The sequence below is a fragment of the Hymenobacter amundsenii genome (genome assembly GCF_002204745.1).
Classification (GTDB): Bacteria; Bacteroidota; Bacteroidia; order Cytophagales; family Hymenobacteraceae; genus Hymenobacter; species Hymenobacter amundsenii.
Genome location: NZ_NIRR01000024.1, coordinates 41,630 through 65,593, shown reverse-complemented (window position 1 = coordinate 65,593; position 23,964 = coordinate 41,630). Strand labels below are relative to the sequence as shown.

Annotated in this window: 18 protein-coding genes and 1 pseudogene; 4 read left to right on the top strand and 15 right to left on the bottom strand. The window is 59.4% G+C overall.

The window, feature by feature from the left end; translation table 11 throughout:
- Positions 1-404: 404 nt before the first annotated feature.
- Positions 405-743: a DUF4332 domain-containing protein gene (locus CDA63_RS14050; RefSeq protein WP_088465094.1), complete on the top strand. Its 339-nt coding sequence runs from the start codon at positions 405-407 to the stop codon at positions 741-743.
- 303 nt (positions 744-1,046) lie between these two features.
- Here the strand turns inward: CDA63_RS14050 and CDA63_RS14045 are convergent, their stop codons facing one another.
- Together CDA63_RS14045 and CDA63_RS14040 are read right to left on the bottom strand one after the other, a co-directional pair.
- Positions 1,047-1,718 (bottom strand): DUF2306 domain-containing protein, encoded by a 672-nt coding sequence (locus tag CDA63_RS14045; protein ID WP_088465093.1) that lies wholly within the window; start codon positions 1,716-1,718, stop codon positions 1,047-1,049.
- 147 nt (positions 1,719-1,865) lie between these two features.
- A complete protein-coding gene (locus tag CDA63_RS14040; RefSeq protein WP_088465092.1) occupies positions 1,866-3,005 on the bottom strand; it encodes an acyloxyacyl hydrolase in 1,140 nt (379 codons plus the stop codon).
- Positions 3,006-3,282: 277 nt separating this feature from the next.
- Here CDA63_RS14040 and CDA63_RS14035 point away from each other — a divergent pair, with 277 nt between their 5' ends.
- From CDA63_RS14035 to CDA63_RS14025, 3 genes are all read left to right on the top strand, one after another.
- Entirely contained in the window at positions 3,283-4,029 is a 747-nt protein-coding gene (locus tag CDA63_RS14035) for a porin family protein (protein ID WP_088465091.1), read from the top strand.
- Positions 4,030-4,199: 170 nt separating this feature from the next.
- Positions 4,200-4,859 (top strand): porin family protein, encoded by a 660-nt coding sequence (locus CDA63_RS14030; protein ID WP_088465090.1) that lies wholly within the window; start codon positions 4,200-4,202, stop codon positions 4,857-4,859.
- 122 nt (positions 4,860-4,981) lie between these two features.
- Positions 4,982-5,581 (top strand): porin family protein, encoded by a 600-nt coding sequence (locus tag CDA63_RS14025; RefSeq protein WP_088465089.1) that lies wholly within the window; start codon positions 4,982-4,984, stop codon positions 5,579-5,581.
- 144 nt (positions 5,582-5,725) lie between these two features.
- On the opposite strand, the gene CDA63_RS14020 is transcribed toward CDA63_RS14025, so the two are convergent.
- The 13 genes and pseudogenes from CDA63_RS14020 to uvrA form a co-directional block, all read right to left on the bottom strand.
- Positions 5,726-7,099, bottom strand: a complete 1,374-nt coding sequence (locus CDA63_RS14020) for a dipeptidase (RefSeq protein WP_088465088.1) — start codon at positions 7,097-7,099, stop codon at positions 5,726-5,728.
- Between the two features lie 68 nt (positions 7,100-7,167).
- Positions 7,168-7,575 carry an STAS/SEC14 domain-containing protein gene (locus tag CDA63_RS14015; protein ID WP_088465087.1) on the bottom strand — a complete coding sequence of 136 codons (408 nt, stop codon included), beginning with the start codon at positions 7,573-7,575 and terminating at the stop codon, positions 7,168-7,170.
- Between the two features lie 37 nt (positions 7,576-7,612).
- Entirely contained in the window at positions 7,613-8,056 is a 444-nt protein-coding gene (locus CDA63_RS14010; RefSeq protein ID WP_088465086.1) for a hypothetical protein, read from the bottom strand.
- A gap of 446 nt (positions 8,057-8,502) precedes the next feature.
- Positions 8,503-9,144, bottom strand: a complete 642-nt coding sequence (gene plsY / locus CDA63_RS14005) for a glycerol-3-phosphate 1-O-acyltransferase PlsY (protein WP_088465085.1) — start codon at positions 9,142-9,144, stop codon at positions 8,503-8,505.
- 113 nt (positions 9,145-9,257) lie between these two features.
- Positions 9,258-14,408 (bottom strand): hypothetical protein, encoded by a 5,151-nt coding sequence (locus tag CDA63_RS14000; protein ID WP_126546877.1) that lies wholly within the window; start codon positions 14,406-14,408, stop codon positions 9,258-9,260.
- Between the two features lie 317 nt (positions 14,409-14,725).
- Entirely contained in the window at positions 14,726-15,562 is an 837-nt protein-coding gene (gene prmA, locus CDA63_RS13995; protein WP_088465083.1) for a 50S ribosomal protein L11 methyltransferase, read from the bottom strand.
- A gap of 84 nt (positions 15,563-15,646) precedes the next feature.
- Entirely contained in the window at positions 15,647-17,032 is a 1,386-nt protein-coding gene (locus CDA63_RS13990; protein WP_088465082.1) for a hypothetical protein, read from the bottom strand.
- Positions 17,008-17,769: an ABC transporter ATP-binding protein gene (locus CDA63_RS13985; protein ID WP_088465081.1), complete on the bottom strand. Its 762-nt coding sequence runs from the start codon at positions 17,767-17,769 to the stop codon at positions 17,008-17,010. The genes CDA63_RS13990 and CDA63_RS13985 overlap by 25 nt, the downstream gene beginning before the upstream one ends.
- Positions 17,770-18,039: 270 nt before the next feature.
- Positions 18,040-18,423: a DUF6150 family protein gene (locus CDA63_RS13980; protein WP_242434671.1), complete on the bottom strand. Its 384-nt coding sequence runs from the start codon at positions 18,421-18,423 to the stop codon at positions 18,040-18,042.
- Between the two features lie 111 nt (positions 18,424-18,534).
- Positions 18,535-19,302, bottom strand: coding sequence for a triose-phosphate isomerase (gene tpiA / locus CDA63_RS13975; RefSeq protein WP_088465080.1), 768 nt, complete (start codon positions 19,300-19,302; stop codon positions 18,535-18,537).
- Between the two features lie 51 nt (positions 19,303-19,353).
- A complete protein-coding gene (locus CDA63_RS13970) occupies positions 19,354-20,166 on the bottom strand; it encodes a hypothetical protein (protein ID WP_126546876.1) in 813 nt (270 codons plus the stop codon).
- A 47-nt stretch (positions 20,167-20,213) separates the two neighbouring features.
- Positions 20,214-20,588, bottom strand: coding sequence for a VOC family protein (locus tag CDA63_RS13965; protein ID WP_088465078.1), 375 nt, complete (start codon positions 20,586-20,588; stop codon positions 20,214-20,216).
- Between the two features lie 126 nt (positions 20,589-20,714).
- Positions 20,715-23,623, bottom strand: a pseudogene (gene uvrA / locus CDA63_RS13960) (excinuclease ABC subunit UvrA).
- Positions 23,624-23,964 lie beyond the last annotated feature (341 nt).

Here is a 23,964-nt window from a genome sequence, read left to right as displayed (position 1 = left end):
TGGATTACCAGCTCCGATGCGCTCGGCTGGTTTGACCACTGTGGCTATCACGCCACCACGGACTGAAAAACGAACGAACCGTTCACGAAACCGCTATAGCAGGTGGTTACTACGATTTAGCCAGAGCAGCAACTATTAATAATAATACACACCAGCTACTTATTCGCAATAAATTATCAAAATTAAAAATCACTACTGGTTATAATAATTACACAATATTTAATATAAATATCCAACAAGGCATAATTCTCTATAACCTTTTAATTTTCAGCATTATGATGATAAAAATTTAACAGTAATTATATATTTATCAACTGTAAATATCGAATAATATTAGGTTTTTATATATATTTTCCCTATATTTATACCATAGCAAAGCAAAATCATTCACTTAATCCTATTAAATGCAGTACGCAATCAATGAAATCACTAGCATCCCCAACAATCAAGTAAAAAAGCTTCAAGAGCAAGGTATCCAGACTGCCGAAGCACTGCTGGACGCGGGTCGCACGCCGGCCGACCGTCGGGCCTTGGCTTCTGCTACGGGCATTGAAGAAATTAAATTATTCAAGTGGGTTAATTATGCCGACTTGTCGCAAATCGATGGTCTGGACCCAGAGCTTACTACACTCTTGGAAGAAGCCGGCATTACGACCATGCTGGACCTGCGCGGCCGTTCGCCGTTCAGCTTGCACAGTAAAATGGTTTCCATCAACCAGAAACGCAGAAACGCAATCTGGTAGACGAGGTGCCCGATATGCTGCACATGGCCGATATCGTGAATCACGCTAAGTCGATGGAACCCGAGGTAGCTTACCGCGACGCCTAAGCAAGTAAGGCGCAGAATCCCACGTAACTGGCTACATATTCTCTCTCACCCTACCCCGCCGGTTACTCTCCCCTCTCCCCCGATTTCCTCTGCGCTTACAACCCGGTTTTCTGGGTTCAAAGCCCCAAGCGCTACTCTGTAACAGAGTGGTGCTTGGGGCTTTGGCTAGTTTCAGAAAGCAGGATGGGACACGGAATTAGGTACCAGCTTGCTCAATTTATACTTGTGGGCCGATAACGACGCGGGGGCTGACGCCGGTTTTGGGCACATTGTGCCGTTGCAGCCACAGCAGTAGCGGCACCAGTACCAACGTGGGCCACAGAAAATTGAGCGGAAAGGCAATAAAGGTGAGGCTGGTGGCCGAAAACGCCGATACTGCGGCAATATAGGAGCCTACAAAGCCCGAGATATGGTTGCGCAGCCACTGCCCCGCCGGCCAGGGGCCGGGCCGCCGGAAGCCCTGCAGCTGCCGGAGCGTTATGAATACCCCGATGGCCCCGAAAACCACCATGGCCAGGTTAAAGGGCTGATGCCACAGGCCGTAGCCCAGCGTACCGGCAAACACTAGCAGGCCCAGGCTTACGCTCGCCCAGTCGTAAAAGCCCGGCTGCTGGCTTTGGCCTATGCCCTTGTGGTGCAACGAGCGGTAACCGAACTGGGCTAAATACAGGCTGAAGACGCCCGTTAGCAGCAGAAATGTGAGCCCTTTGAGGCTGGCCGATACCATAGCCGTGGTGCCAGCCACTAGCATGGCCCAGAAAAACACCTTCCCCCAGAGCCGATGGGCCGCGCCGCCCTTGCGCACGATCAGGGCAACTGGGGCTACGAAGAAGCCCGTAAAGCCGGCGGCAATATGTAGCCAGCGGTTGCAAAGCAGGAAGGTTTCCATGCGGTAGTGGTTGAGGTGTACCTACAACCGAAGCAACGCATTTGGGCGGGCACTTGCCCGTTTTTCTTACCCAACCGTTGGCCAAGGTGTCTCAACCAGAGCGCAGGCTGCCTGAACCGGCTGGCCGTTGCTTGCTCCGGCAACGGCTCAGAGCTTTATTCCCAGCCGCCACTCAATTACGTCGGCGGCCCCGCGGTGAATTTTAAGGTCGACGTTGCCGAACACCCGGGGCGTGAAATGGTACTTAAGGCCCAGGCGCTCGTAGTAGAACTTGTTGGATTTGTAGGGATTGTAGAGGTAAAAGCCCAGGTGCGAGACGAAGGCCAGCCGCCCGAACAGCAACTCGTGGCCCACGTATAGGCCGGCCTTTTTCACGTCGGGCTGACGGTCGGGGGCAGTGGTGCGGGCCGTGTCGCCCTGTTGGGTTCGCAAGTCGGCGCGTTGCTGGGCTAGCAGGCTGCGGTCGTAGAAGCCTTCAAGGCCTGCCACCAAGTTGCTCTTGCGGTTTACGCGCCGGCCCGCCGCCAGCGTCACGGAATTGACCAGGTACCGCTCGGGGTCGGATTCGCTGCGCTGCTTCCAGCCAACCGAAGTGCTCAGGTTGAGGAAATTGCGGCCGATGTCGGTGGGTTCGGGGGCCGGCGCAAGGCCCAGGGGCCGGAAGGGCCGCTGCTGGTGGTAGTTGAGGCCCACGAGCACAGTAGGCAAGTTGATGCCGAAGTTGGGCTTGGTGGTAGCCCCGTTGGAATAGTGGTTCAGGCCCAGGCCCACCAGCAGACCCAGGTGCTCGGTTAGGGCCGCATCGTACTCCAGCCGCGTTTGGATGGTGGCGTTGAGCTTGGCGCTGACGATGTTGTTCTTGTGGTTAGTAGCCTGGTCGTAGCCAATCGGGAAGTAGCCCACCCCGGTCCCGATACGGAAGCTTACCTCCTGCCGGGCGGTGCGCCAGAAGGTTTTATTGATGTATACCCCGGCCGCGTAAGACTTTCCCAGCACGGGGTTATGGTAGTCGTAGTACGTGAGGGCCAACCCCACTTTGGGGTAGCGGTACCAGGCGTGCCAGGGGGCCGAGCCGTTGGTCTGGCGCTGCACGTTCAGCTCCACGCCCGTGGGGTGCGATACGGCCAGATGGCGCACGGCCGGCGTGTGGGGCAGAATGAAGCTCCCCAGCCCGTAGGCTCCTACCACCAGCGGGCCGTTCGGTTGCCCGGGGGTCTGGGCGCACGCCGGGCTCAGGGCGGCTCCGGCCAGCAACGTCAGCAGCAGGCCTGCATACCAAATTCTCATAAGTCAGGGGCTTGCACGTTCCTCAAAAGTAGCGAAAACCCGCTGCCAGACCACCTGGAAACCCGCTGATTTCTTGTCGGATCTAAAAAGCTACCGGCTTGCCGGTTAGCAGGAAACGGCCACATTATGCTTGCGTGAAATCTGAAGAAAACCTGGATTTATTTGTAACCTTACCCTGCATTTTTACGCTATGAGGCCCTGAAAACCACGAAGAACGCAACTGTCGTGGTTGGTAAAGTGCTTGTTGATTCGTGCGTTAACATCCTCCCCCTTCCTCATGAAAAAAATTGCTCTCCTGGCCGCCATGGGCGTTGCCTCCTTTTCCGCTGTACACGCCCAGGATGCCGGCGGCTTCCGCATCGGCGTAAAAGTAGGCGGCACCTACTCCAACATTTCCGGCGACAACGTCAGCCAGATTACCGGGGCCAACTACAGTACCGACTTGGGCGACTACAAGCTGGGCTACAATGTAGGCGTTGGCGCCAGCATCCCACTGACCAGCGACGGGTTCTTCTCCTTCGCGCCCGAACTGCTGTATAACCGCAAGGGCTACGAAATAAAATCGAAGCAGACCACTGGCTTCAGCAGCCCCAACATCACATCGGTCGAAGATGAGCAGCAGCGCGTGCTACACTATCTCGACGTGCCCCTGCTGGCCCGGATTAACGCGGGCGGGCTGTTCTTTGAGCTCGGGCCCCAGGTAAGCTACCTATTCGGCTCCAAAAACAAGCAGCAAACTACTACCAAGTACTCTGACGGTACCAAAGACAAGCAGGAAAACAACAGCGGCTTCCGCGACTACACCGGCGTGAGCCGCGACGAGGCGTACAAGGCGGATCTGGCCCAGTTCGATATCAGCGGCGTGGCTGGCGTGGGCTACATGACGGAGGGCGGCATTAGCCTGGGCCTGCGGTATGCCCGGGGCTTCAACTCGCTCATCGACACCAAAGACCAGGATAACGAGCCTAAGGCATTCAACAACGCCTTCACCCTGCAACTCGGCTACCTGATTCCGACCCGCTAACCGATTTAAGCGAAAAAAGCGGCTGCTCCTCGTGCTGGGAGCAGCCGCTTTTTTGTTAGATCCACATATCGGCAGACTGGATTTTTCGTTAAAGGCTACAATTGTGGCACATTTTTCGTCAAGCAGTCAAAAGTTCCCTTTTCTTCCACCTTTTTTTATTACCCCTTCCCATGAAAAAATCACTTCTGGCCGTTGCGGCCCTACTTGCTACTGTTGCCGTTACCGAATCGAAAGCCCAGGGCGTACGCCTCGGTCTGAAGGGCGGCGCCAACCTCTCTAACCTGTCCGGCAGCTTCGACAACAAGGATGGTTACGACAATAAGGTAGGCTTCCACGGCGGCCTGATGCTGAATGTGGGCCTGATCGATGACGGTTTCCTCTCGCTCCAGCCCGAAGTACTATACTCCCAGAAAGGCTATAAGTACAACTCCAGTTATGCCTTTGGGACGGCCAAGAATGAGGGCGATGTTACCTACAACTACATCGATGTACCAGTGCTGCTGAAAGTGAAGGCCGGCAACCTGTTCTTCGAGGCGGGCCCCCAGTATAGCTACCTGCTCAAGGTTAAGGACGAATCGACCCGCACGCTTGGTGGCACCGTGGTAAACCGCACCGAATCTGAGCGCAGCCTCGACAACGTAAACCGCAACGAATTCGGCTACGTGGCCGGCCTCGGCTTCCAGTCGGAGATGGGCCTGATGCTGGGCCTGCGTTACAACGGGGCCATTACCGACTTCGCCAAAAACAAAACGTACAACAATGGCGAACTGGCCAACGCCCGCAACCAAGTGTTCCAGCTTTCGTTGGGCTATTTGATTCCGAACAACTAATTGGTTCATCGCCCCAAAATGCCGGCCGCCCTTCCAGTGAGGGGTGGCCGGTTTGCGTTGGGGCCAGTAGTTTATCGGGCTCGGGCACAGAATTTCAGGTTCGCTGCTCCTATTTTTGCCTCATGAAAAAGCTTCTTTTCTCTTTTAGCTTACTCGCAGTGGCAGCTGGTTTCAGTACCGCGCAGGCCCAGCGCAACGTTTCGCTCGGCCTCAAGGGTGGGGCTTCCCTCTCTAACTTCGTGGGCAAGCAGGCCGATGGCTACAGCAACCTAGTTGGCTTCCACGGTGGCCTGTTCGCCAATATTGGCCTGACCCGCATGGTTGCCTTCCAGCCCGAATTACTCTACTCGCGCAAGGGAGCCAAGGTACCGGCCCTGGACCTCATTAAGCGCGTGGACTACCTCGATGTGCCGCTGGCCTTCCACGTTAACGCCGATGGACTCTTTTTTGAGGCCGGCCCGCAAGTGGGCTTCCTGATATCGGCCAAGGATAAAATCGGGAACCGAGCCTTAGACAGCAAGAACAACTACAGCAGCGTCGATCTTGGCTATCTGTTCGGGTTGGGCTATCAGCGCAAAACCGGCCCCGGCATTGGCCTGCGCTACAACGGTGTTTTCACCAATGTGGGTAAATCCACGAAACTAGGCAATGTTACCATCCAGGATAACGTTCGCAACAGCGTGTTTCAGCTGTATCTGACGTATTCGTTCCAGGGGCGGTAACGAGGAGGGCTCCGTGCTTACTATAAACAGCACGTCATTCAGCGCGAAGCGAAGAAGCGCGGCGGCTGTCATTGAAAATTGTCTCAACGACAGCCGCCGTGCTTCCTCGCTTCGCGCTGAATGACGTGCTGTTTATGTTAGATATTACCCGCTATGCCTGCATGGCGCCGCGTAGTTGCGGTAGAAGTGCGGGATGGTTTCGATACCTTTCAGGAAGTTGAAAACGCCGTAATGCTCGTTGGGCGAGTGAATGGCATCGGAATCGAGGCCGAAGCCGAGCAGGACGGTATCCAAGCCCAACTCGCTCTTGAACATGGCCACGATGGGAATGGAGCCGCCGCCGCGCGTGGGAATCGGGCGCTTGCCGAAGGTGGTTTCCATGGCGTCGGCCGCCGCTTTGTAAGCCACCGAGTCGGTGGGCGTCACGACGGGCTCACCGCCGTGGTGGGGCTTTACCTTCACCGTAACGCCGCTGGGCGCAATGGCGGCGAAGTGCTTCTGGAATAGGGCCGTGATTTCCTCGGAGGTTTGGTTGGGCACCAGGCGCATCGAGATTTTGGCGTAGGCTTTGGAGGCAATAACGGTTTTGGCACCCTCGCCGGTGTAGCCGCCCCAGATGCCATTCACATCGAGCGTGGGCCGGATACCGATGCGCTCCACGGTGGTGTAGCCCTTTTCACCGTACACGTCGGGCAGGCCAATGCTCCGCTTGAACTCGTCGTCGGAGTGGGGGACGCGGTTGAGCTCGGCCCGCTCCTCGCTGCTGAGCACGGCCACGTTGTCGTAGAACTCGGGGATAGTGATGTGGTTGTTCTCGTCGTGCAGGCTCGCAATCATCTTGCAGAGCACGTTGATGGGATTGGCCACCGCGCCGCCGTAAAGGCCCGAGTGCAGGTCGCGGTTGGGCCCGGTTACTTCCACCTCGTGGTAGCTGAGGCCGCGCAAACCCACCTCAATGCTGGGCTGGTCGTTGGCCAGCATGCCGGTATCGGAAATCAGAATGACGTCGGCCTTCAACTTGACCTTGTTTTCGCGCACGAAGATGGCCAGGTTGTTCGAGCCGATTTCTTCCTCGCCCTCAATCATCACCTTGATGTTGCAGGGGAACGCGCCGTCCTGCTTCATTACCTCCAGGGCCTTCACGTGCATGTAGACCTGGCCTTTGTCGTCGCAGGCACCGCGGGCGTAAATCTTCTCGTCTTTGATAACCGGCTCGAAGGGGGGCGAATCCCAGAGCTCGTACGGGTCGGCGGGCTGCACGTCGTAGTGTCCGTACACGAGCACGGTGGGCAGGCTGGCATCCACGATTTTCTCGCCGTACACGATGGGGTTACCGGACGTAGGGCACAGCTCCACATTGTCGAGGCCGACTTCCTCAAAGCGGGCTTTCAGGTAATCGGCCGCCTTCATCACGTCGCCGTGGAATTTGGGGTCGGCCGATACGCTGGGAATACGGAGCCAGTCGATGAGTTCGGTCAGGAAGCGGTCCTGGTTTTCCTGGAGGTAGGTAGTAGCCATACGGGGTGGTTTGGAGTGGAAATTTAGCTGTTAGCGCAATATACGGGAGCCGTTAGCTGGCAGCCTGTTTACTGGTTGCACTGCTGCAACCAAGCCATGGCCGTTTGCTCGTCGCTGAACACGTTGGCCTCGAAGGATTCTAGCTGGGCGTAAAAGGTGCTGGCCGAGCCCTCGGCCAGCGAGTCGGGAGTGGTAATCATGGCAAAATAGCGCAGTCCGGCGGCGGCGGCATTAGGCGCCCACACGTTGATTACCCAGTCCATTGAGTGGTCCCAGGGCCCAAGCACCTTGCGCGTGTCGTTGAGCACGCACGAAAAGCCCGACTCGGCCAGGGCCGTTGTGTAGGCCTGGGCGCCGGCCTTGATGCTCTCAGCAGTGAGGTAGCCCATCCAGTCGACGGCAATCCAGCGGTTAACCGAGTCGTCTTCAATCGTGATGTAAGGCCGGCCCAGGGAGCTTTTGAGTTCTTGTTTCATAGTAGCGCAAGCAGCAGCGGAGAGAAAGAGGGAGGGTTTAACCGGCGGCCGGTTTGTGCAACATCTGCCGCAGCCAGCGTTTGGCCTCGGGCAGGGTCCGGTGGTGGCTTACTTCGATGGCGTAGGCATCGGCGGCTTCGGTGTTGGTGGTGTAGCCCTGCACCGAAAGCTGGCCAAACACGCTCTCGGGCGACACGAAGCTTACGTGCCGAATGCCGGCGGCGTGGGCCCGGGGGTTCCAGTCGGTACGGAGCCACTGCTGGTCGTCGGGCGTAATGGCACTGACAAGGCGGGTATCGGCCAGCCAGCCCAACGGGCGGGTCCGGTGGCTTTCCTCAATGTACAGGGCGAGGCCGCGGTCCATGAGCGACTGAAACTGCTGCCGGTTAGCGAAACTGTGCCACTGCACGATCAGGCAGGGCACTTCAGAAGCCAGCAGCATGCTGCCATAAGGTTCGGTGAGCAGGGCCAGATCGGGCATAAGCGAAGGTAGCGGAAAGAATATCGGACCGGCGTTGCGCCCGCATAGCCAAGGTGCCAAGTGACTGCTTAAAAGTACCGCCAACGCGCCGCATGCCCAAGCCGAACCGAAATCTTGTTCCTCCCGCAAAACCGGCTTCGACGTATTTTTCTGGAAAATCAGCTGGTTTGGTACTCGCCTAAACTAGGCGCCCGTTTGGATATGCTAAACAGTAGTATAGACGAGCATTACGAATACTATTATACATTTAGACCAGACAGGTCAGCTACAACTAATTCTGATGGCAAGTATCCACAATTATGTTTTCAGCGGCAATGTAAACTGGTCTTCGCCAGAAGGACAGAGAGGATTGTTGATATTTATTCTGCTCATGACTCTTACAGTGGTCTATTCAGTTTATGAGCACCTCAAAAGAAAAAATAGCCGGAAACCATAGCTAAGGCAGCTTATTTCTTATCCCAGGGCATGGGTACGCGGCTTTCAGTGCCAGCCCGCAGCCGGCCAATATTGGCGCGGTGGGTGTACACGAGCAACGCGGCCAGCACGAAGCCAAACCAGAGAAGCAGCGAATTATCGGGGCGGAAAGCGGGCAGCAGCTGGAGCAACGCGAAAGTGAGGCCGGCGCTCATGCTGCTCAGCGACACGTAGCGCGAAATCAGCAACACCGTAATAAATACCAGAATGCATACGCCTACCGTGGCCGGGGCAATGGCCAGCATCATGCCCAGCACCGTGGCCACGCCCTTGCCCCCCCGAAAGCCCGCCCAGATCGGGTAGATATGTCCCACCACCGCCAGCACCCCGCAGGCCAGCTGGAAATAGAGCAGTTGCTCGGGCCGGATGGCGCCCTGTCCTACCAGCACGGTGGCCAACGAGGTAGCGACCCACCCCTTGAGCACGTCTACGGCCATCACGAACGAGCCCGGCTTCTTGCCCAGCACCCGGAACGTGTTGGTAGCCCCCGAGTTGCCCGAGCCGTGCTCCCGGATATCGAGCCCGAAAAACGCGCGGCCCACCCACAACGCCGTCGGGATGGAGCCAATCAGGTAAGCGGCCACCAGCAGGCCGAGCACTAACGGAAAGTTCATAAGGAGCGGGAGTAGCGGTTTGGTCGGTCAGTAAAGATAAGAGCCGGGCCGTTGCACGGCGCAATGCCCCCAGCAAAAAGACCCGGCAGCTACGCTACCGGGTCTTCTCAGGGTTAGTCGGCGAAGGGGTCGTCGCCGGCTTTCTTCTTTCTCTTCTTTTCCTTCTTCGAATCCTCTACCGGCGGCTCGTCGGCGGGTGGAGCGGCCTCCACGGCGTCCTTCTTCTTGCGGCCTTCGGGGGCGGCGGGCGGGGTCGGGTCGGCGGCGGCCTCCTTGTTCTTGCGGCTCTTGCGGCCGGTGTCCTCCGTGGGGGCGGGCGGCGTGTCCTGCATCACGTCCTCGACGGGGTCGTTCTTCTTGCGCTTTTTCTTCTTGCCCGTATCTTCCATGAAATCGAAGTTGCCCGTGCTCTGGGGCTGGGTCACGTTGATGCGGCGCTTGCCGGTTTCGTTGAGGTAGTCTTTGCGGAAACGGTTGAGGAAGAGCTGCACTTCCTGCTCATCGCCGAGGTAGAAGCCGTACTCGGTGGCCGTGTTATAATCGCCCTTAGCCTTGAGACCGATGATTTCGTCGAACGAGCCGTGCTGGGCTTTGGCCAGCAGCACGTTGTTGGTGTACTTGAGGTAGTACCAGGTCTGGGGCTCGGCTTCCAGGTAAATTTCCACGGCGTCGCCATTGGCTTCCTTCTTGATTTCGATGTAGCCGTCGATCAGGGCATTCACGTCCTTCTTGCCCACGCTGGCCAGCCCGATTTTACCCACCGAGTACCAGACCCGCGCCTTTTCGTTCCAGCGCAGGTTTACCTGGTTGAGCACGAGCGTATGCGCCACTTTTCCCGCGAACTTCTGCAACGACAGCGCCCCGCTCTTGCGGGTGGCGTAGTCGCGGGCCGCCGCGTTGCCAAACAGGTCCCCGATCTTATAAAGCTGGCTCGGGGTGGTGTTCAGGGCCTCGGGCGCGCCTTTGGAGTTAGTGGCTAGATCCTGGGCCATGGCCTCCACTGCCTTCTCGGGCAGGTTGATGTCAATAGACATGAAGGCATCGAGGTCGTAGATGGCACTATCGGGCTTGGCGTAGCCCAAGCCGGCGCTGGCAATGGTGTAGTCCTTGTTGGAGTTGATGAAGTTGAACTTGCCGCGGAAGTTCAGCGCCCCGGTCGAATCCTGGAGCGTAAGCACCGACCCCTCGTAAATATCAGGGTCGTAAGGGTTGTGGCGGCTGATGGCGTACACCCGCTGGCGACGGTCGTAGCTAAGCGTGCCGTCCACCGTAAACAGGTTCATATCCGTCACGCCCGGCTTGGGGGCCACAAACAATGGGTACACCTTGCCCGAGCCCTCGCCCACGAACAGGCCCGAAAGCATGGGCGTGTCGTCGGCCATTTTGGGGCCGTTGAGCTTGATGCGGATGCGCTGGGGGTCGATGGTATCCTGAACGGCAAACCAGTCGGAGGCCGAGGCGGCTTTCACGAAGTTGAGCTTGGCCTGACCATCGAAGTTGAAGCCCTTCTTCTGCGAATTCATAATCACGCCGCCCCGGTAACTGATGCGCGGGGCCAGGCTGAACTTGTCGGCCGCCGCGATGGTGGCCACCGCAATAGTAGGCGGCGTGGGCAGGCCCGGACCATCGGCGGCGGGGCCGCGCTTGAGCAGGCTCGTAACGCCGCCCTTCTTGCCCCCGGTGTTCATGGCAGTAACCGTAGCCAGCGAATCGACGTGGAAGTTGGCAAACTTGATGGCGAACGAGTCGGCCGACGTTTTGTAGTTGTACAGCGCGTTGCCGCTGAAGGCCGTGCGCGAGAGCACCCGGATCTGGCCCTTGTAGAGGTTGTGGTACTTGGTCAGCGTATCCATCGTGATGCCGGCGTTCTGGAACTCCCGCATTTCGGCGTTGGGCAGCACGTACACCTTGTTCGAGTCGGGCACAATCCAGGCGTCGGCGGCCGAGATGCGGGGCACGCCGCCCGCTACCAGCCGGTAGCGGCTCAAGTCGTACTGGCCGGTCGAGGCCTGGAACTTGAGGCCCTGCTGCTCGGGCTTGGTGCTATAGAAGTAAGAGCGCGCCGAATCGGCCCCGGGGGCCACGCGCAGCTGCACGAGCTTCTTCTTGAAATCCCATTTGCCACCCGAAAGCGTGGTGCGGTAGTCGGAGTACGGCAGGTCGATGCTCGATTTGCTGTCGTTGGCCTCGCGGGCAAACTCGGTGTTACCAGCCTTCAGATCGTAGGTGAAGTTTACGTTGTTGGCCGTCAGGGCCGGCTTGTTCACCTCGGCCGACTTGATGTTGAACGTAGCCCCTTGGCCCGTGTAGCGGGTAGGTTTGAACACGAACGAGCTGGAGCGCACAAACGACTGCGGCCCGTCCATGGCGCCGCGGCCCAGCAGCCCCCCGGGCGTATAGGTGAGCGTGCCCTTAAAGCCGTAGGCCACGTCATAAATCCGGAAGGCCTCGCCCTTGGCCTGGGTGGTCAGGTACATCGAATCCTGGCGCACGGCCCACTTCATCTGGTAGCCGGGCAGAAAATCGACTTTGGCGAATTCGGTGCCGTTGAGTGGCCCCGGCAGAATGGCGGCCGACTTGCCCACCGTCACCACCGAGTCTTTGTAGAAGATGAACTGGTCGCTGTTGAAGCTGCCGGTCAGGTACTTGATGTTGCCGATGCCCTGCAGGCCGCGGTTGCTCATGCTCACCTTATTATAGAGGGTACCCTTGCCGCCATAGAGCGGGAAACCGGCTTTGGGCACGTCGTACACGAAGCCCAGCGAGCCGTCTTCCTGCATACTGAGCTTGGTAGCGAAGCTGGGCATAATATCGCCCGACACGAACGTACCCTTAAAGCCCACGGCCGCCCGGTTTTTGTTGTTGAGCGAGTCGAGCTTGAAGGGCGGAATATCGAAGTACACGGTCGTGTCGTAGGCCCCACCCAGCACCTCGGGCTTGTTGAAGAACACGTAGGCCCCGGTGCTGGCATCGAACGAGGGGTAGGCCCCCAGCTTCTTGCGGCCCGATTTGTTGTTGGGCGCGTTGATGTAGAGGCGGCCGGCCGAGTTCTTCTTCTTATTGGTCAGGGCCCAGTCAAGCTCCTTACGGGTCTTCATCACCGAGCCTTTCGAGCCCTTGCCCTTCACGATAATGGAGTCAATCTTGACCAGATCGATGAAGAAGCCATCATAATCAAACTTGAACTCCTTGCCTTTAAACACGAAGGCCGAGGCCACCACCGTACCGTTGAAAAGCACGCCCCGGTTCTTCTGAATCCGCACGATGCTCGAATCGGGCTTCACGAACACGGTCACCGAGTCGTCGGAGAAGTTAAAGCGGTCCACTCCGCGCACAATCAAATCGTTGTTGGTCAGGTCGAGGGTGGCATTTTTGCCCGAGGGCGAGAGGCTCTTGATGGCCAGGTGGTCGTAGTCCTTCTTACCCCGCGACGAGTTCACGTAGTGCAGGGCCTTGGGCAGAATCACGATCTGATCGGTTTGCGGATACCAGCCCACGTAGCCGTCGCGGGCCAGGCCGGCGGCAATCGAGCGCACGTTATCAACCTTCAGCTTGCGGAAGCTGGCCACGTCCTGCACCGTGAATAGGCGCTTATTGCCGTTTTCGAGGCTGTAGCCCACAATCATCTGCAGCGGGTGCAGTTTATTAATGGTTTTAACCTGCTGGTAGCGGGTGTTGGTGTAGAACTCCTTCGACTCGAAATCGGCCGTCACCTGGTTTTTAGCCGTCAGAATCGAGAAATCGATGTAGGGCGTGCGCACGGGCCAGTTGAGCAGTTCGGTCGTTATCTCCATCTGGTGGTAGGAGTCGTGGTAGGGCGTGTTCTTGTAGAGTCCCTCCTCGCGGGTGAGCTGCAGCACCTGGTTGCCTTTGTTGTACTTGAACTTAACGCTCGGGTGCGTGATGGAGTCGGTCTTGTCCTGAAAAATGGAGATGGCCGCGTGCTGGGCCGTAATCAGCGAGTCGCCCAGCAGGTAGGAGCGCGACGAGGCCCGGAACTTAGGCTGGCCATCCACATCGACGATAATGCGCGACAACGCCCCATCGAGCGAGGCCGACAGCGCCCGCGAGCCCGACAGCGAGAAGCCGCCGAGGTAGCGGATGTTCTGGCCGATGTTCTTGACGCGGGCATCGTTGGTGGTCGAGATGAAACGCGGATAGCCCGTATCCTTGGCCACGCCGGCCTTGCGCTGTACGCTCTTGTAGGCCAGCCAACCCTGCACCGGGTTTTCGAGCACGGCCGGGTAAGTGAGCGTGACGGGGTTGGCCACGAACTCGGCCTTAGTGATATCGAAGTCGTAGGTGGTTAGGGCAGCCGACACGGGGTTGCCGCTCACCTGCCAGGCGAACTCGCCACCGTAGCCCACGAACCGGTTCTGGCCCGTTACCACGGCCCCGCTGGTTTTGCGGATGTACACCGAGTCGGAGGCCGTTATCAGGTACAAATCGGCGTTGTCGAGCATGATGGCCGCGCCACGGGTGGGCGGGGCCACGTAGCCTGCGCTGTAGGTGGCCGCGGCATCGCCCCAACCCGAACTGGCGGCCTTATCGCCCTTTTTAGCGCTGGCGTCATCGGCGTTGCTCCAGGGGTCCTCATCGCCCCAGCCGCTACTTTTTTTGGCGGCGGCTTTGCCGGGCTGGGCACTGGCCGGAGCCGCCATGGGGGCCGCGGGCGGCACCATCGAGGGCAGGTCGGTGGCGTTGTAGGCGAAGCGGAACGTGCCGCCTATTACCCGCAACGAATTGTAGCGCGACTGGTACAGGAATTTGGTATCGAGAAACCGGGCGGCCGTGGCCAGAAACTTGTCGGCGTCGGCGGGCGGCTCTTTTTCCAGCGTTTTGCCCACCGTGTTCAGCAGCTGGGTCATCTGGTCGTCGGAGAGGTTCTGAACCAGGGCACCGGCGGCAATGGCCGTGAAGAAGTGCTCGAACTGGGGCCGGGCCCGCAGCTTACGCGCCAGCATGTACTGGCTCAAGGACACAATGTAGCGCTGCTGGGTGGCCGTGAGGCGGTTGCTGGCCCACACTTGCTGCAGGCGGGTGCCGGCCGCAATGGCCGTGGGGTCTTTGGTGGTGGCCATCAGCGCCTGCACATCCACCATAAACTGCTCGGGCTCCGAGCTGAATTTACCCGTGAACTTAGGCGGAGCCGTGGGGGCAGTGGGTTGCGCGGGGGGCGGCGTTTTCTGCTGGGCCTCAGCCGGCCCGGCCAGCAGTAACCCTACCATCACAGCCCAAATCCACCGGAAAGCAACGTGCTTCATATATCGTACTTGTCTTAGCAAAAGCTGACGTGATAAGTGGTCTGAAGTGGGGGCGCAACGGCCGGGCTGCGGGGCCGGGCGGCCAACTTCAACCGCCCACTTCCCCCTACCCGAACCGCCCCGACTTAGTTAACCGCCTACAATTTCAGGAAAAGCCGGCACTTTTTGGGCGGCCGTGCGGCACAACCAGCCACAATTATAGTCTTCCCAAAATTCCTTATATTCTGAAAGCCAGCCGCTTTCTGCCCTAAAAAGACGCGGCCCCAACCAGCTGGTTGGGGCCGCGCAACAACGGAGCCAAAAGCGGCCGCAACGGGCTAGGCCGGCTGCCGGAAAATGGCCGATACCCAGTGGTTCTGCACCCGGTGGCTTTCGTAAACGAAGCCAGCGGCCTCGGCGGCCGCCCGAATCTGGGCCAAATCTTCCTCGTAGAAGCCCGAGAACAGAATGGGGCCGCCGGGCTTCAGGTACCGGGCGTAGGCGCCCATGTCGTCGAGCAGCACGTTGCGGTTGATATTGGCCAGAATGATATCGAAGGGCTCTTCATTATCGAGGGCCGTGATGTCGCCGAGGCGAGCTTCCACCTTATCCTCCACGTTGTTTTCGCGGGCGTTGTCGGCGGCGTTTTCGGCCGTCCAGGGCTCCACATCAACGGCCAGTACGTAGGCCGCGCCGAGATGCACAGCCATAATGGCCAGAATACCGGTGCCGCAGCCCATATCGAGCACCCGCTGGCCCTGGTGGTTTACTTCCAGCTGGTTGGTAATCATGAGGGCCGTGGTATCGTGGTGGCCGGTGCCGAACGACATGCGGGGCATAATCACGATTTCGTAGTCGAGGTCGGGTCGGGCCGGGTGGAAGGGCGCCCGCACCGATACGCGGTCGGCAATGACGAGGGCCTCGAAGTTCTTCTCCCACTCGGCATTCCAGTTCTGGCGGGTGATGATGCGGTCCTCGAACTGCAGCTCGCCCTGGCCCTGGTAGCGGGCCATAATTTCGGCCACGCTATCGGGATTGAACAGGTCCTGGGTGGTGTAGGCGCAGAATCCCTCGTCGTTGTCCTCGAAGGTATCGAAGCCAATTTCGGCCAGCTCGGCCACCAGAATATCCGACAGCTCGCCGGGAGCCGTTACGCGCAGTTCAATAAAATCCATCAGCGGTTCAATCAGAAGAAAAACAAGGACTATCCGGCCTGGCCGGGCTGCAAAGGTCGGCCAAAAAATGGGAAGCCGGGTTGCTCAGGGTTGCATGAGGGCCTGCCAGAGTTGGCGGCGAGTGGGGCCATGGTTGGCCAGGATACGGCTCACCGGCACCAGCACCGAGAGCGTAACGGCCAGCGCCAAGGCCACCCGCGCCCACCACCAGGGCATGAGGTAAAGCGCGCCGGCCAGCCCAATGCTCAGCAGGTTAATCAGGGTAGAAGCATTATGGCGCATAGTGCTGAAATCAACCTTTTGGCGAATCGGCTTGGCCTTATACACGCTGCCCCACAAACCCAGGGCCAGCAGCGGCAGCGCGGACAGCGGCAGCAGCCCCAGCAACCCCCAGAGGCTGCGCGGAAATAGCCCCAGCAGCACGCCCGCCGACAGCAGGCACTCGACTGCTACCACCGGCACCACCAGCCGCAGGTAGCCGGTTAGTAGGCGCGGCGTCAGGCCTAGGCGCTCCAGCTCGTTGGCCGTGGCGGCCCAGCAGTAGCCCAGCAGGTTATTGTTCACATAGGTGAAGCTGATGACTGGCATGAAGGCGAAGTAGAACAGGGTTTTCATGAACTCATCGTTGCCCTTGAGCAGCAGCACGCCCGCTGCCACCAGCATCACGAGCTTGAACGCCACGCCCATCAGCAGGGCGGGCCAGGCTTTGCGCAGGTACAGTTTCCACTCCGGCGAAAGGCGGGCCAGCCACCGGTTACCCGCTGGCTCATCGGTTTGCTCGGGCATGTGCCGGGCGCTGAACCGCGGCCCCACTTGCCAGAGTCCCGCGACCCACAAACCCAGCGGTCCGGCCACGGCCAGCACCATCAGCAGGCCCTTAACAACAGCCGGCCACTCACTCCCGCTGCCACCCAGCCAAGCGGCCGCCGCCAGCAGGCACAGCAGATTCAGGGCCAGCAACGGATGCCGCCAGCCCCCCACCGATAGCAGCAGGCGAACATTGAAGCTCAGGGCCGCCGCGCTCCCCCACACCAGCAGGCTCAGGCCCAGTGGCTGCCAGAACGCCGGGGCCGCTGCCAGCGTCAGGAGCAGAAACACCAGCAGCAACCCGCGGCGCACCGATACCAGGTCGAGCCCGAAGGCCGTGGCCGCGTTCAGGCGGGCCGATACCGGCAGCGGCTCGGGCAGCGGCCGCCGCACCGCCCGGTAGGTGGGCAGGAAATCGGCTAGCAGGACCGACGCAAACAGTACGGCATTGATGCCCGCCAGCAGCTTGGGCACCGTACCGGCCGGGAAGCGGGCGGCATGGTTGAGCGCATAGCCCATTCCCAGGCCGTAGCAGGCGGCCAGGGCACCGAGCAGCAGCGTGGCCGCCCGGCTTTCACCGGCGGCGGGCCAAAAAACCGTGCGCAACTGCCGGCCCAGCAAATAGGGCAGAAAATGGCCTAGCGTTCCGTTGCGGTGAGCCATGTGAGGTCGTGGGTGGAGGCCGTAGGATGGAGCAATTGCAGCAGTGCGTCGGAGAGAAAGGTTTTACGGCCCGCCATGAACTCGGCCATCGGCCCCCAGAACTTCACCTCGGCCTCGTCGATGATGAGCAGATGGGTAGCTATCTGCTCGATGTGGGCCAGGTTATGCGACGAAATGAAGGTAAGCGCCTGGGGGCGGTAGCTGCCCAGCAGAGCCAGTACCCGCTCGGCCGAAAACACGTCGAGGCCGTTGAGTGGCTCGTCGAGAATCAGTAGCTCGGGGCGGTGCAACAGGCAGGCTGCCACTGCTACTTTCTGCTTCATGCCGGTCGAAAACGCGCCGAGCCGCTTGGTGCGCACCTGCTCAAATTCCTCCAGCAAGTAGCCTAGCAGGCTCTCGATGCGCGGGGCAGCATCGGGCAGTTCGTATACCCGGGCCACGAATTGCAGGTATTCCTCGGCCGTCAGCTGCTCCACGAGGTGCCCCTGGTTGATAAGAGCCCCGATGCGGCGCTTCACGGCCACCGGAAACGTTTCGCCCAGCGGCTGCCCGTCGAGCACGATGCGACCCGACGTGGGCAGCAGCACATTCACCAGCAAGTTGAACAGGGTGCTTTTGCCGGCTCCGTTGCGGCCAACCACGCCCACGCAACAACCCGTTTCCACCCGCAGGCTCAGGTCGCGCAACACCGTTTTAGGCCCGAAGGATTTAGTCAGATTCTCTACCTCTAGTAGCATTGGGCAATCGGTGAATGGGGAGCCTGTATGTGAGCAGTAAGGTACGGAAGTGCCAGCTGAGTAAACCGCTCAATTAGTTGCTGGGCCTTACCTTTTCGCCACCACAGAACAGCTTACAAAGCGCAAAGCCCAACAAGCAAAAAGCCCCCGACAGCCATAAAAGGCATCAGGGGCTTTGTATTGCTGGAGGAGATCAAACTGCATGAAGAACGCATTGCGTCGCTCCATCGGCCTTAACAGAACAGTTCACTCATTGACCAAGTCACTCATTTACTGCTTCTGGCAACCGGCGTAGTTGCGCACTTTGGTGTACTGAAACGAAAAGTCGGCCAGGTTGCGGTTGTCGGTAACGAACAGGGCATAGTCGGCGAAGTCGCGGGCCTCGGTGAAATACCAGAGTCCGGCCCGGTCGGCAAACAGCTTGTTAGTTTCCGAATACACCAGCAAGTCGGCAAAGGTCTCCTCGGGCTCCAGGTACACCGTGGCGAAGCAGTAGCCGCGCCGGCGCGGGTCGCGCTCCAGGTACACCGAGCCATAGATGCGGCAGGCATCGATGGAGCCGGCCACGACTGCCGCCGGCGCCAACGGCACGCGTGGAGCCGCCGCGAATGGGTTCAGGGCCAGCAAACCGGAAATCAGCAGGGTGGAAAGCATCTTTGAGTAGAAGTGAGACAGGAGAGGCGAGAAGTGAGAAGCAAAAATGCGGCCGGCAATAAGTTTACAGCCGCTGTCTGTCTTACTTCTCACCTCTCCTGTCTCAATCCTCTAGAATGACTTGATAATGTCGGTGAAGTCGCGCGATTTGAGGGCCGCGCCACCAATCAGGCCACCATCTACATCGGGCTGGCTGAACAGCTCGCGGGCGTTCTGGGCGTTGCAGGAGCCGCCGTAGAGGATGCTCGTGTTCATGGCCGCCTTGGCGTCATAGGCGCGGGCCAGCTGCTCGCGGATGAAGGCATGCACCTCCTGGGCCTGCTGGCTGGTGGCCGTTTTGCCGGTCCCGATGGCCCAGATGGGTTCGTAGGCCACGGTTACCTGGTCGAATTCCTCATTAGAAAGGTGAAACAGTCCTTCCTGCAACTGCTTTTCGAGGTGCTTAAAGGTGTCGCCCTGCTCGCGGGTTTCCAGCGTTTCGCCTACGCAAAAGATAGGCTTGAGGCCCGCCCCGAGCACGGCCTTGAGCTTCTGGCTCAGCAGTTCGTTGTCTTCGCGGAAATACTGGCGGCGCTCCGAGTGGCCCAGAATCACGTACTCGCAGCCCACCGATTGCAGCATCGGGGCCGACACTTCGCCGGTAAACGCGCCGCTCTCCTTCTGGTGGCAGTTCTGGGCCCCGAGGTGGAAGCGGCCGCCCTCGGGCAGCAGCTTGCCTACCGGCAGCAGAAACGGGAAGGGCGGGCACACGACTACCTCCACGGCCGGGGAGCCAGTGGTTTCGTCCTGCACCATGTGTACGATTTCGGAAATCAGAGCCTGGGCCTCAGCCAACGTGGTGTTCATTTTCCAGTTGCCGGCCACCATATTCTTGCGCATAGCGGAAAGGGTTGGGGTGGGAGTTATCCCTGCAAGTTAGCAGGCTGCCGTTTAGCCCACCCGCTGCCGCGCCGCCCACACCAGCCGCAGGGCGCCCAACGCCACCACGGCGGCGGCCACCAGCGCGGTCCAAGCTAGCAACTGGGTGTCGGGCGCACCGTTGCGGGCCACCCAAATGCCCACCAGGCCCCAGGCCACGGCGGCTGGGTAGGCCAACTCCCGGAATTTGCCGGTAATGCCCAGGGCCAGCCCGGCCACAACGCCCATCAGGGCAACGCCTAGCTGTATGCCGGTAACTGCCCCGGGCTGCCAGAGCTGCCCCAAAGCCACCGTGGCATTCACCACCAGCGCCACCGAAATCCAGCCCAGATACAACCCAAACGGCAGGTTTACCCATACCGGCACGGTAGCCGGCTCGCGCCGGGTTTGCCGCCGCAACCGGCCGTAAGCCACGGCCAGCCCGGCCAGGATGCCCACCATCACCAGGGCGCTTAGCGCCAGTAATTCGTAAGCAAATATTACCAGCCAGAATCCCGTGAGCACATTCACCAGCACTAGCGGCCGGGCCAGCATATCGGGCAACGGGTTACGGCGCTGGGCCAGCAGCAGCTGCCACACCGCGTAGGCCAGCAAGCTCAGGAAAATCAGACCCCAGATGCTGAACGCGTAACCGGCCGGCGTAACCGGCGTGGGGTATTTGCCCGACACCACGGCATTGGTCTGCCCATTGAAGGGAAACGCCTGCGACACGTAGTTGAGCGCGATGTTGCCCACCGTAGCGGCAGCAGCGGCCCAGCGCCAGGTGCGGCTTTCCGTAGATGCGAAGGAGGAAGTGTGAACTGTCGAATCAGGGAAAGTATCCATGAAGGCGAAGAACCGCAAAAATCCGGCAACCCGCCCGCAACCAATACTTACAACCGCCAGGGCGGATTTTTGCGGTTCTCGCCGCCGTAGAACAGGATAAGTTGGTTGCCAGCTGGGTCGCGCAGCCGGGCTTCGCGCCAAAGCCAGCTTTGGTCGGTAGGCAATTCGTCAAACACCACGCCCAACCGTTGCAGCTCGGCTACCCACTCATCCAACTGCTCGTGCTCAAAATACACGGTAACGCCCGGCCCCTGGGGCAACTCCGGCACCTGATGAATCGAAAAGGTGGCCTCCCCATCGGGGCACTCCAGCCGGGCGTAGCGCGGGCCGGCATCCACTAGCAGCCGCAAGCCCAACTGCTGATAAAACGCCACTGATTTGGCCACGTCCAGCGCGGGCACAGTTACTTGGTTCAGCTCCATAAATCACAGATGGTGCGGATGGTGCAGATGAAAAGGATTCGTTCTCACTAAAGATGAAGCTGTTCGGTGAATCGTTGGACGAATCCCTTACCAGAACGAATCTTTTTTATCTGCACCATCTGTGATTTATAGTTTATCCGCCAGGAACCGGGCCGTTGCGTTCGTGTCTTTCAGCTTAACGAACTGCTCGGGCGTGCCTTCGAACAGCAGATGGCCGCCATTCAGGCCGCCCTCGGGACCGAGTCGATGAGCCAGTCGGCGCACTTGATGATGTCCATGTTGTGTTCGATGATGAGCACCGAGTTGCCCTGCTCGACCAGCGCGTTAAGGGCCAGCATGAGCTTGTTGATGTCGTGGAAGTGCAGGCCGGTACTGGGCTCATCGAAGATGAACAGGATTTTATCGTTCTGCAGGGTGTTTCCTTTGGTCAGGAACGAGGCCAGTTTCACGCGCTGGGCCTCGCCCCCGCTCAGCGTATTGGCCGATTGGCCCAGCCGGATGTAGCCCAGCCCCACGTCGTCGAGGGGCCGCAGGCGGTCCACGATTTTAGCCTGCTCCTTGAAGAAGTCCAGGCTGTCTTCGATGGTCATTTCGAGCACGTCGTTGATGCTCTGGCCCTGGTACTGCACATCGAGCACGTCCTGCTTGAACTTGCGGCCCTCGCAGGCTTCACAGGTCAGGTAGATATCGGCCATGAACTGCATCTCGATTTTCACCTGCCCCTCGCCCTGGCACACCTCGCAGCGCCCACCCTCCACATTGAAGCTGAAGTGCGAGGGTTTGAAGCCCCGGGCCTTGGCCAGCGGCTGGTCGGCGAACAGGCTCCGGATGGCGTCGTAGGCCTTCACGTAGGTTACGGGATTGGAGCGGCTGCTCTTGCCAATCGGGTTCTGGTCGACGAACTCGACGTGCGTGACCTGCCCGTTGGCCCCAACGAGGCGGTCGAACTTGCCGGTGCTTTCGCCCGCGCCGCCGCCGAGTTGCTTGAGCAGGGCCGGAGCCAGAATGCGCTTTACCAGCGTGCTTTTGCCCGAGCCCGATACGCCCGTTACTACCGTCATCACGTTCAGCGGGAACTTCACGCTCACGTTCTTGAGGTTGTTCTCGCGGGCGCCCGTTAGCTCCAGGGCGTTGCGCCAGGGGCGGCGCGTTTTGGGCACGGCCACCTCGCGGCGGCCGCTCAGGTACTCGCCAGTATAGGTGTCAGAAGTCAGCACTTCGGCGTAGGTACCCTGGAATTGCAGGATGCCGCCGCCCGAACCGGCCTCGGGGCCGATATCGATGATCTGGTCGGCCTGCTCCATCATCTTGTCTTCGTGCTCTACCACAATCACAGTGTTGCCCAGCTGCTGCAAGGAGCGCAGCACGCCAATCAGCTGCTCGGCATCCTGGGGGTGCAGGCCAATGCTGGGCTCATCCAAAATATACATCGAGCCCACCAGCGCCGAACCCAGCGACGTGGCCAGCGAAATCCGCTGGCTCTCGCCGCCCGACAGCGTGCTGCTGAGCCGGTTGAGCGTGAGGTAGCCCAAGCCGACGCGGTTGAGGTATTCGAGCCGGTTCGTGATTTCGGTAGCCAACCGCTCGGCCACTTTGGCCTCGTGCACGGGTAAGTCGAGCTCCCGGAAAAACACCAGCGCCTCGCTCACTGGCAGCAGCACAATATCGGTGATGCTGCGACCCTGAATAGTCACGTACTGGGCGTCTTTGCGCAGGCGGGTACCCCGGCAGTCGGGGCAGGTGGTGCGGCCCCGGTAGCGGCTTTGCAGCACCCGATACTGGATTTTGTGGGTCTGGGTGGCTACCCACTTGAAATAGGCATCGAGGCCCTCGAAGTACTTGTTGCCCTTCCACAGCAAGGCCCGCTCGGCCTCGCTCAGCTCGTTGTAGGGCCGGTGAATCGGAAAATCGAAGCGGATACCGTTTTTGATCAGCGGTTTGAGCCACTCGCTCTGCTTGTCGGTGCGCCAGGGGGCAATGGCGCCCTCGTACACTGTCAGGCTCTTGTCGGGAATTACCAGGTCCTCGTCAATGCCCAGCACCGACCCAAACCCCTCGCAGGTCTGGCAGGCTCCGTAGGGGTTATTGAACGAGAAGAAGTTCACGCTCGGCTCCTCAAACACCAGCTCATCGAGCTCGAATTTGTCGGAGAAGGCCTTTTCGTTTCGTTGTTCGTTTTTCGTTGTTGGTTGTTCGTCTTCCGGCAGCTGGCCGACTTCCTGCCCGTCCCGAGAAACGAACAACGAATAACGAATAACCAAGCTACCGTGGCCCTCGAAAAAGGCGGTCTGCACCGAATCGGCGAGGCGGAAAGTCAGGTCTTCATCATCGGGGATGATGACGGCGCGGTCAATCATGACAAAGACGGAGCCTTTAACTTCGGGCTGACCCTCGGCTACCAAGTCCTCGATGAAAGCCGTTTCGCCGTTCACTACCACCCGGCTATAGCCCTTCTGGAGCAGCAAATCCAGCTCTTTGCTCATGGGGCGGCCGTCGGCGGAGCGCATGAGCGGGGCCAGCAGCATCACCCGCGTATCGGCGGGCAGGCGCATGAGGTAGTCTACCACGTCGGCCACGTTGTCTTTGCGCACCTGCTCACCGCTCACGGGCGAGTAGGTGCGGCCCACGCGGGCAAACAGCAGTTTTAGGTAGTCGTATATTTCGGTGCTGGTGCCAACGGTAGAGCGGTTGTTCTTGATGCTCACCTTCTGCTCGATGGCAATGGCCGGCGAAATGCCCCGAATATAGTCCACATCGGGCTTATCCATGCGGCCCAGGAACTGGCGGGCGTAGCTGCTCAGGCTTTCCACGTACATGCGCTGTCCCTCGGCGTACAGCGTATCGAAGGCTAGGCTCGATTTGCCCGAACCCGAGAGGCCGGTAACCACGATAAACTTGTTGCGCGGCAGGGCCACGCTCAGGTTTTTCAGGTTGTGAACCCGGGCATTTTTGATGAGGATAAACTCGCGCGGGTCGAGCTGGTCAATCGGGTCGGCCGCGGGGGCGGCGAGCTGCAAAGCGGAATTTTCGGCCATAAGTTGGTAAACAGCAAATGGGCCGGATTTGGTTTCGGCCCGGCGTAGTTTGGGGCAGGCAAAGGTACGGCGGGGTAAGAGATGAAGGCCGGTTTGAGTGCCATCGTTATCTTGCCCGACCGATACAAGGGCGATTTAGCCTTCCGCTAGCTCCTACCGCCGGTCAGCTCCGGCCACTATCTCAATCTTCACTGCCAAACGCTCCTATTCTTTGTTCTCCATCTTGAGACTACTACCTGTATTGCTGTCGGTCTGCGGCTTATTGTTTGTAATTTTTGGGGGTTGGCAGCTAGTCAAGCTATTGGTGAAGCTGAATACCTACGTGCAGCTGCTCCTTGATA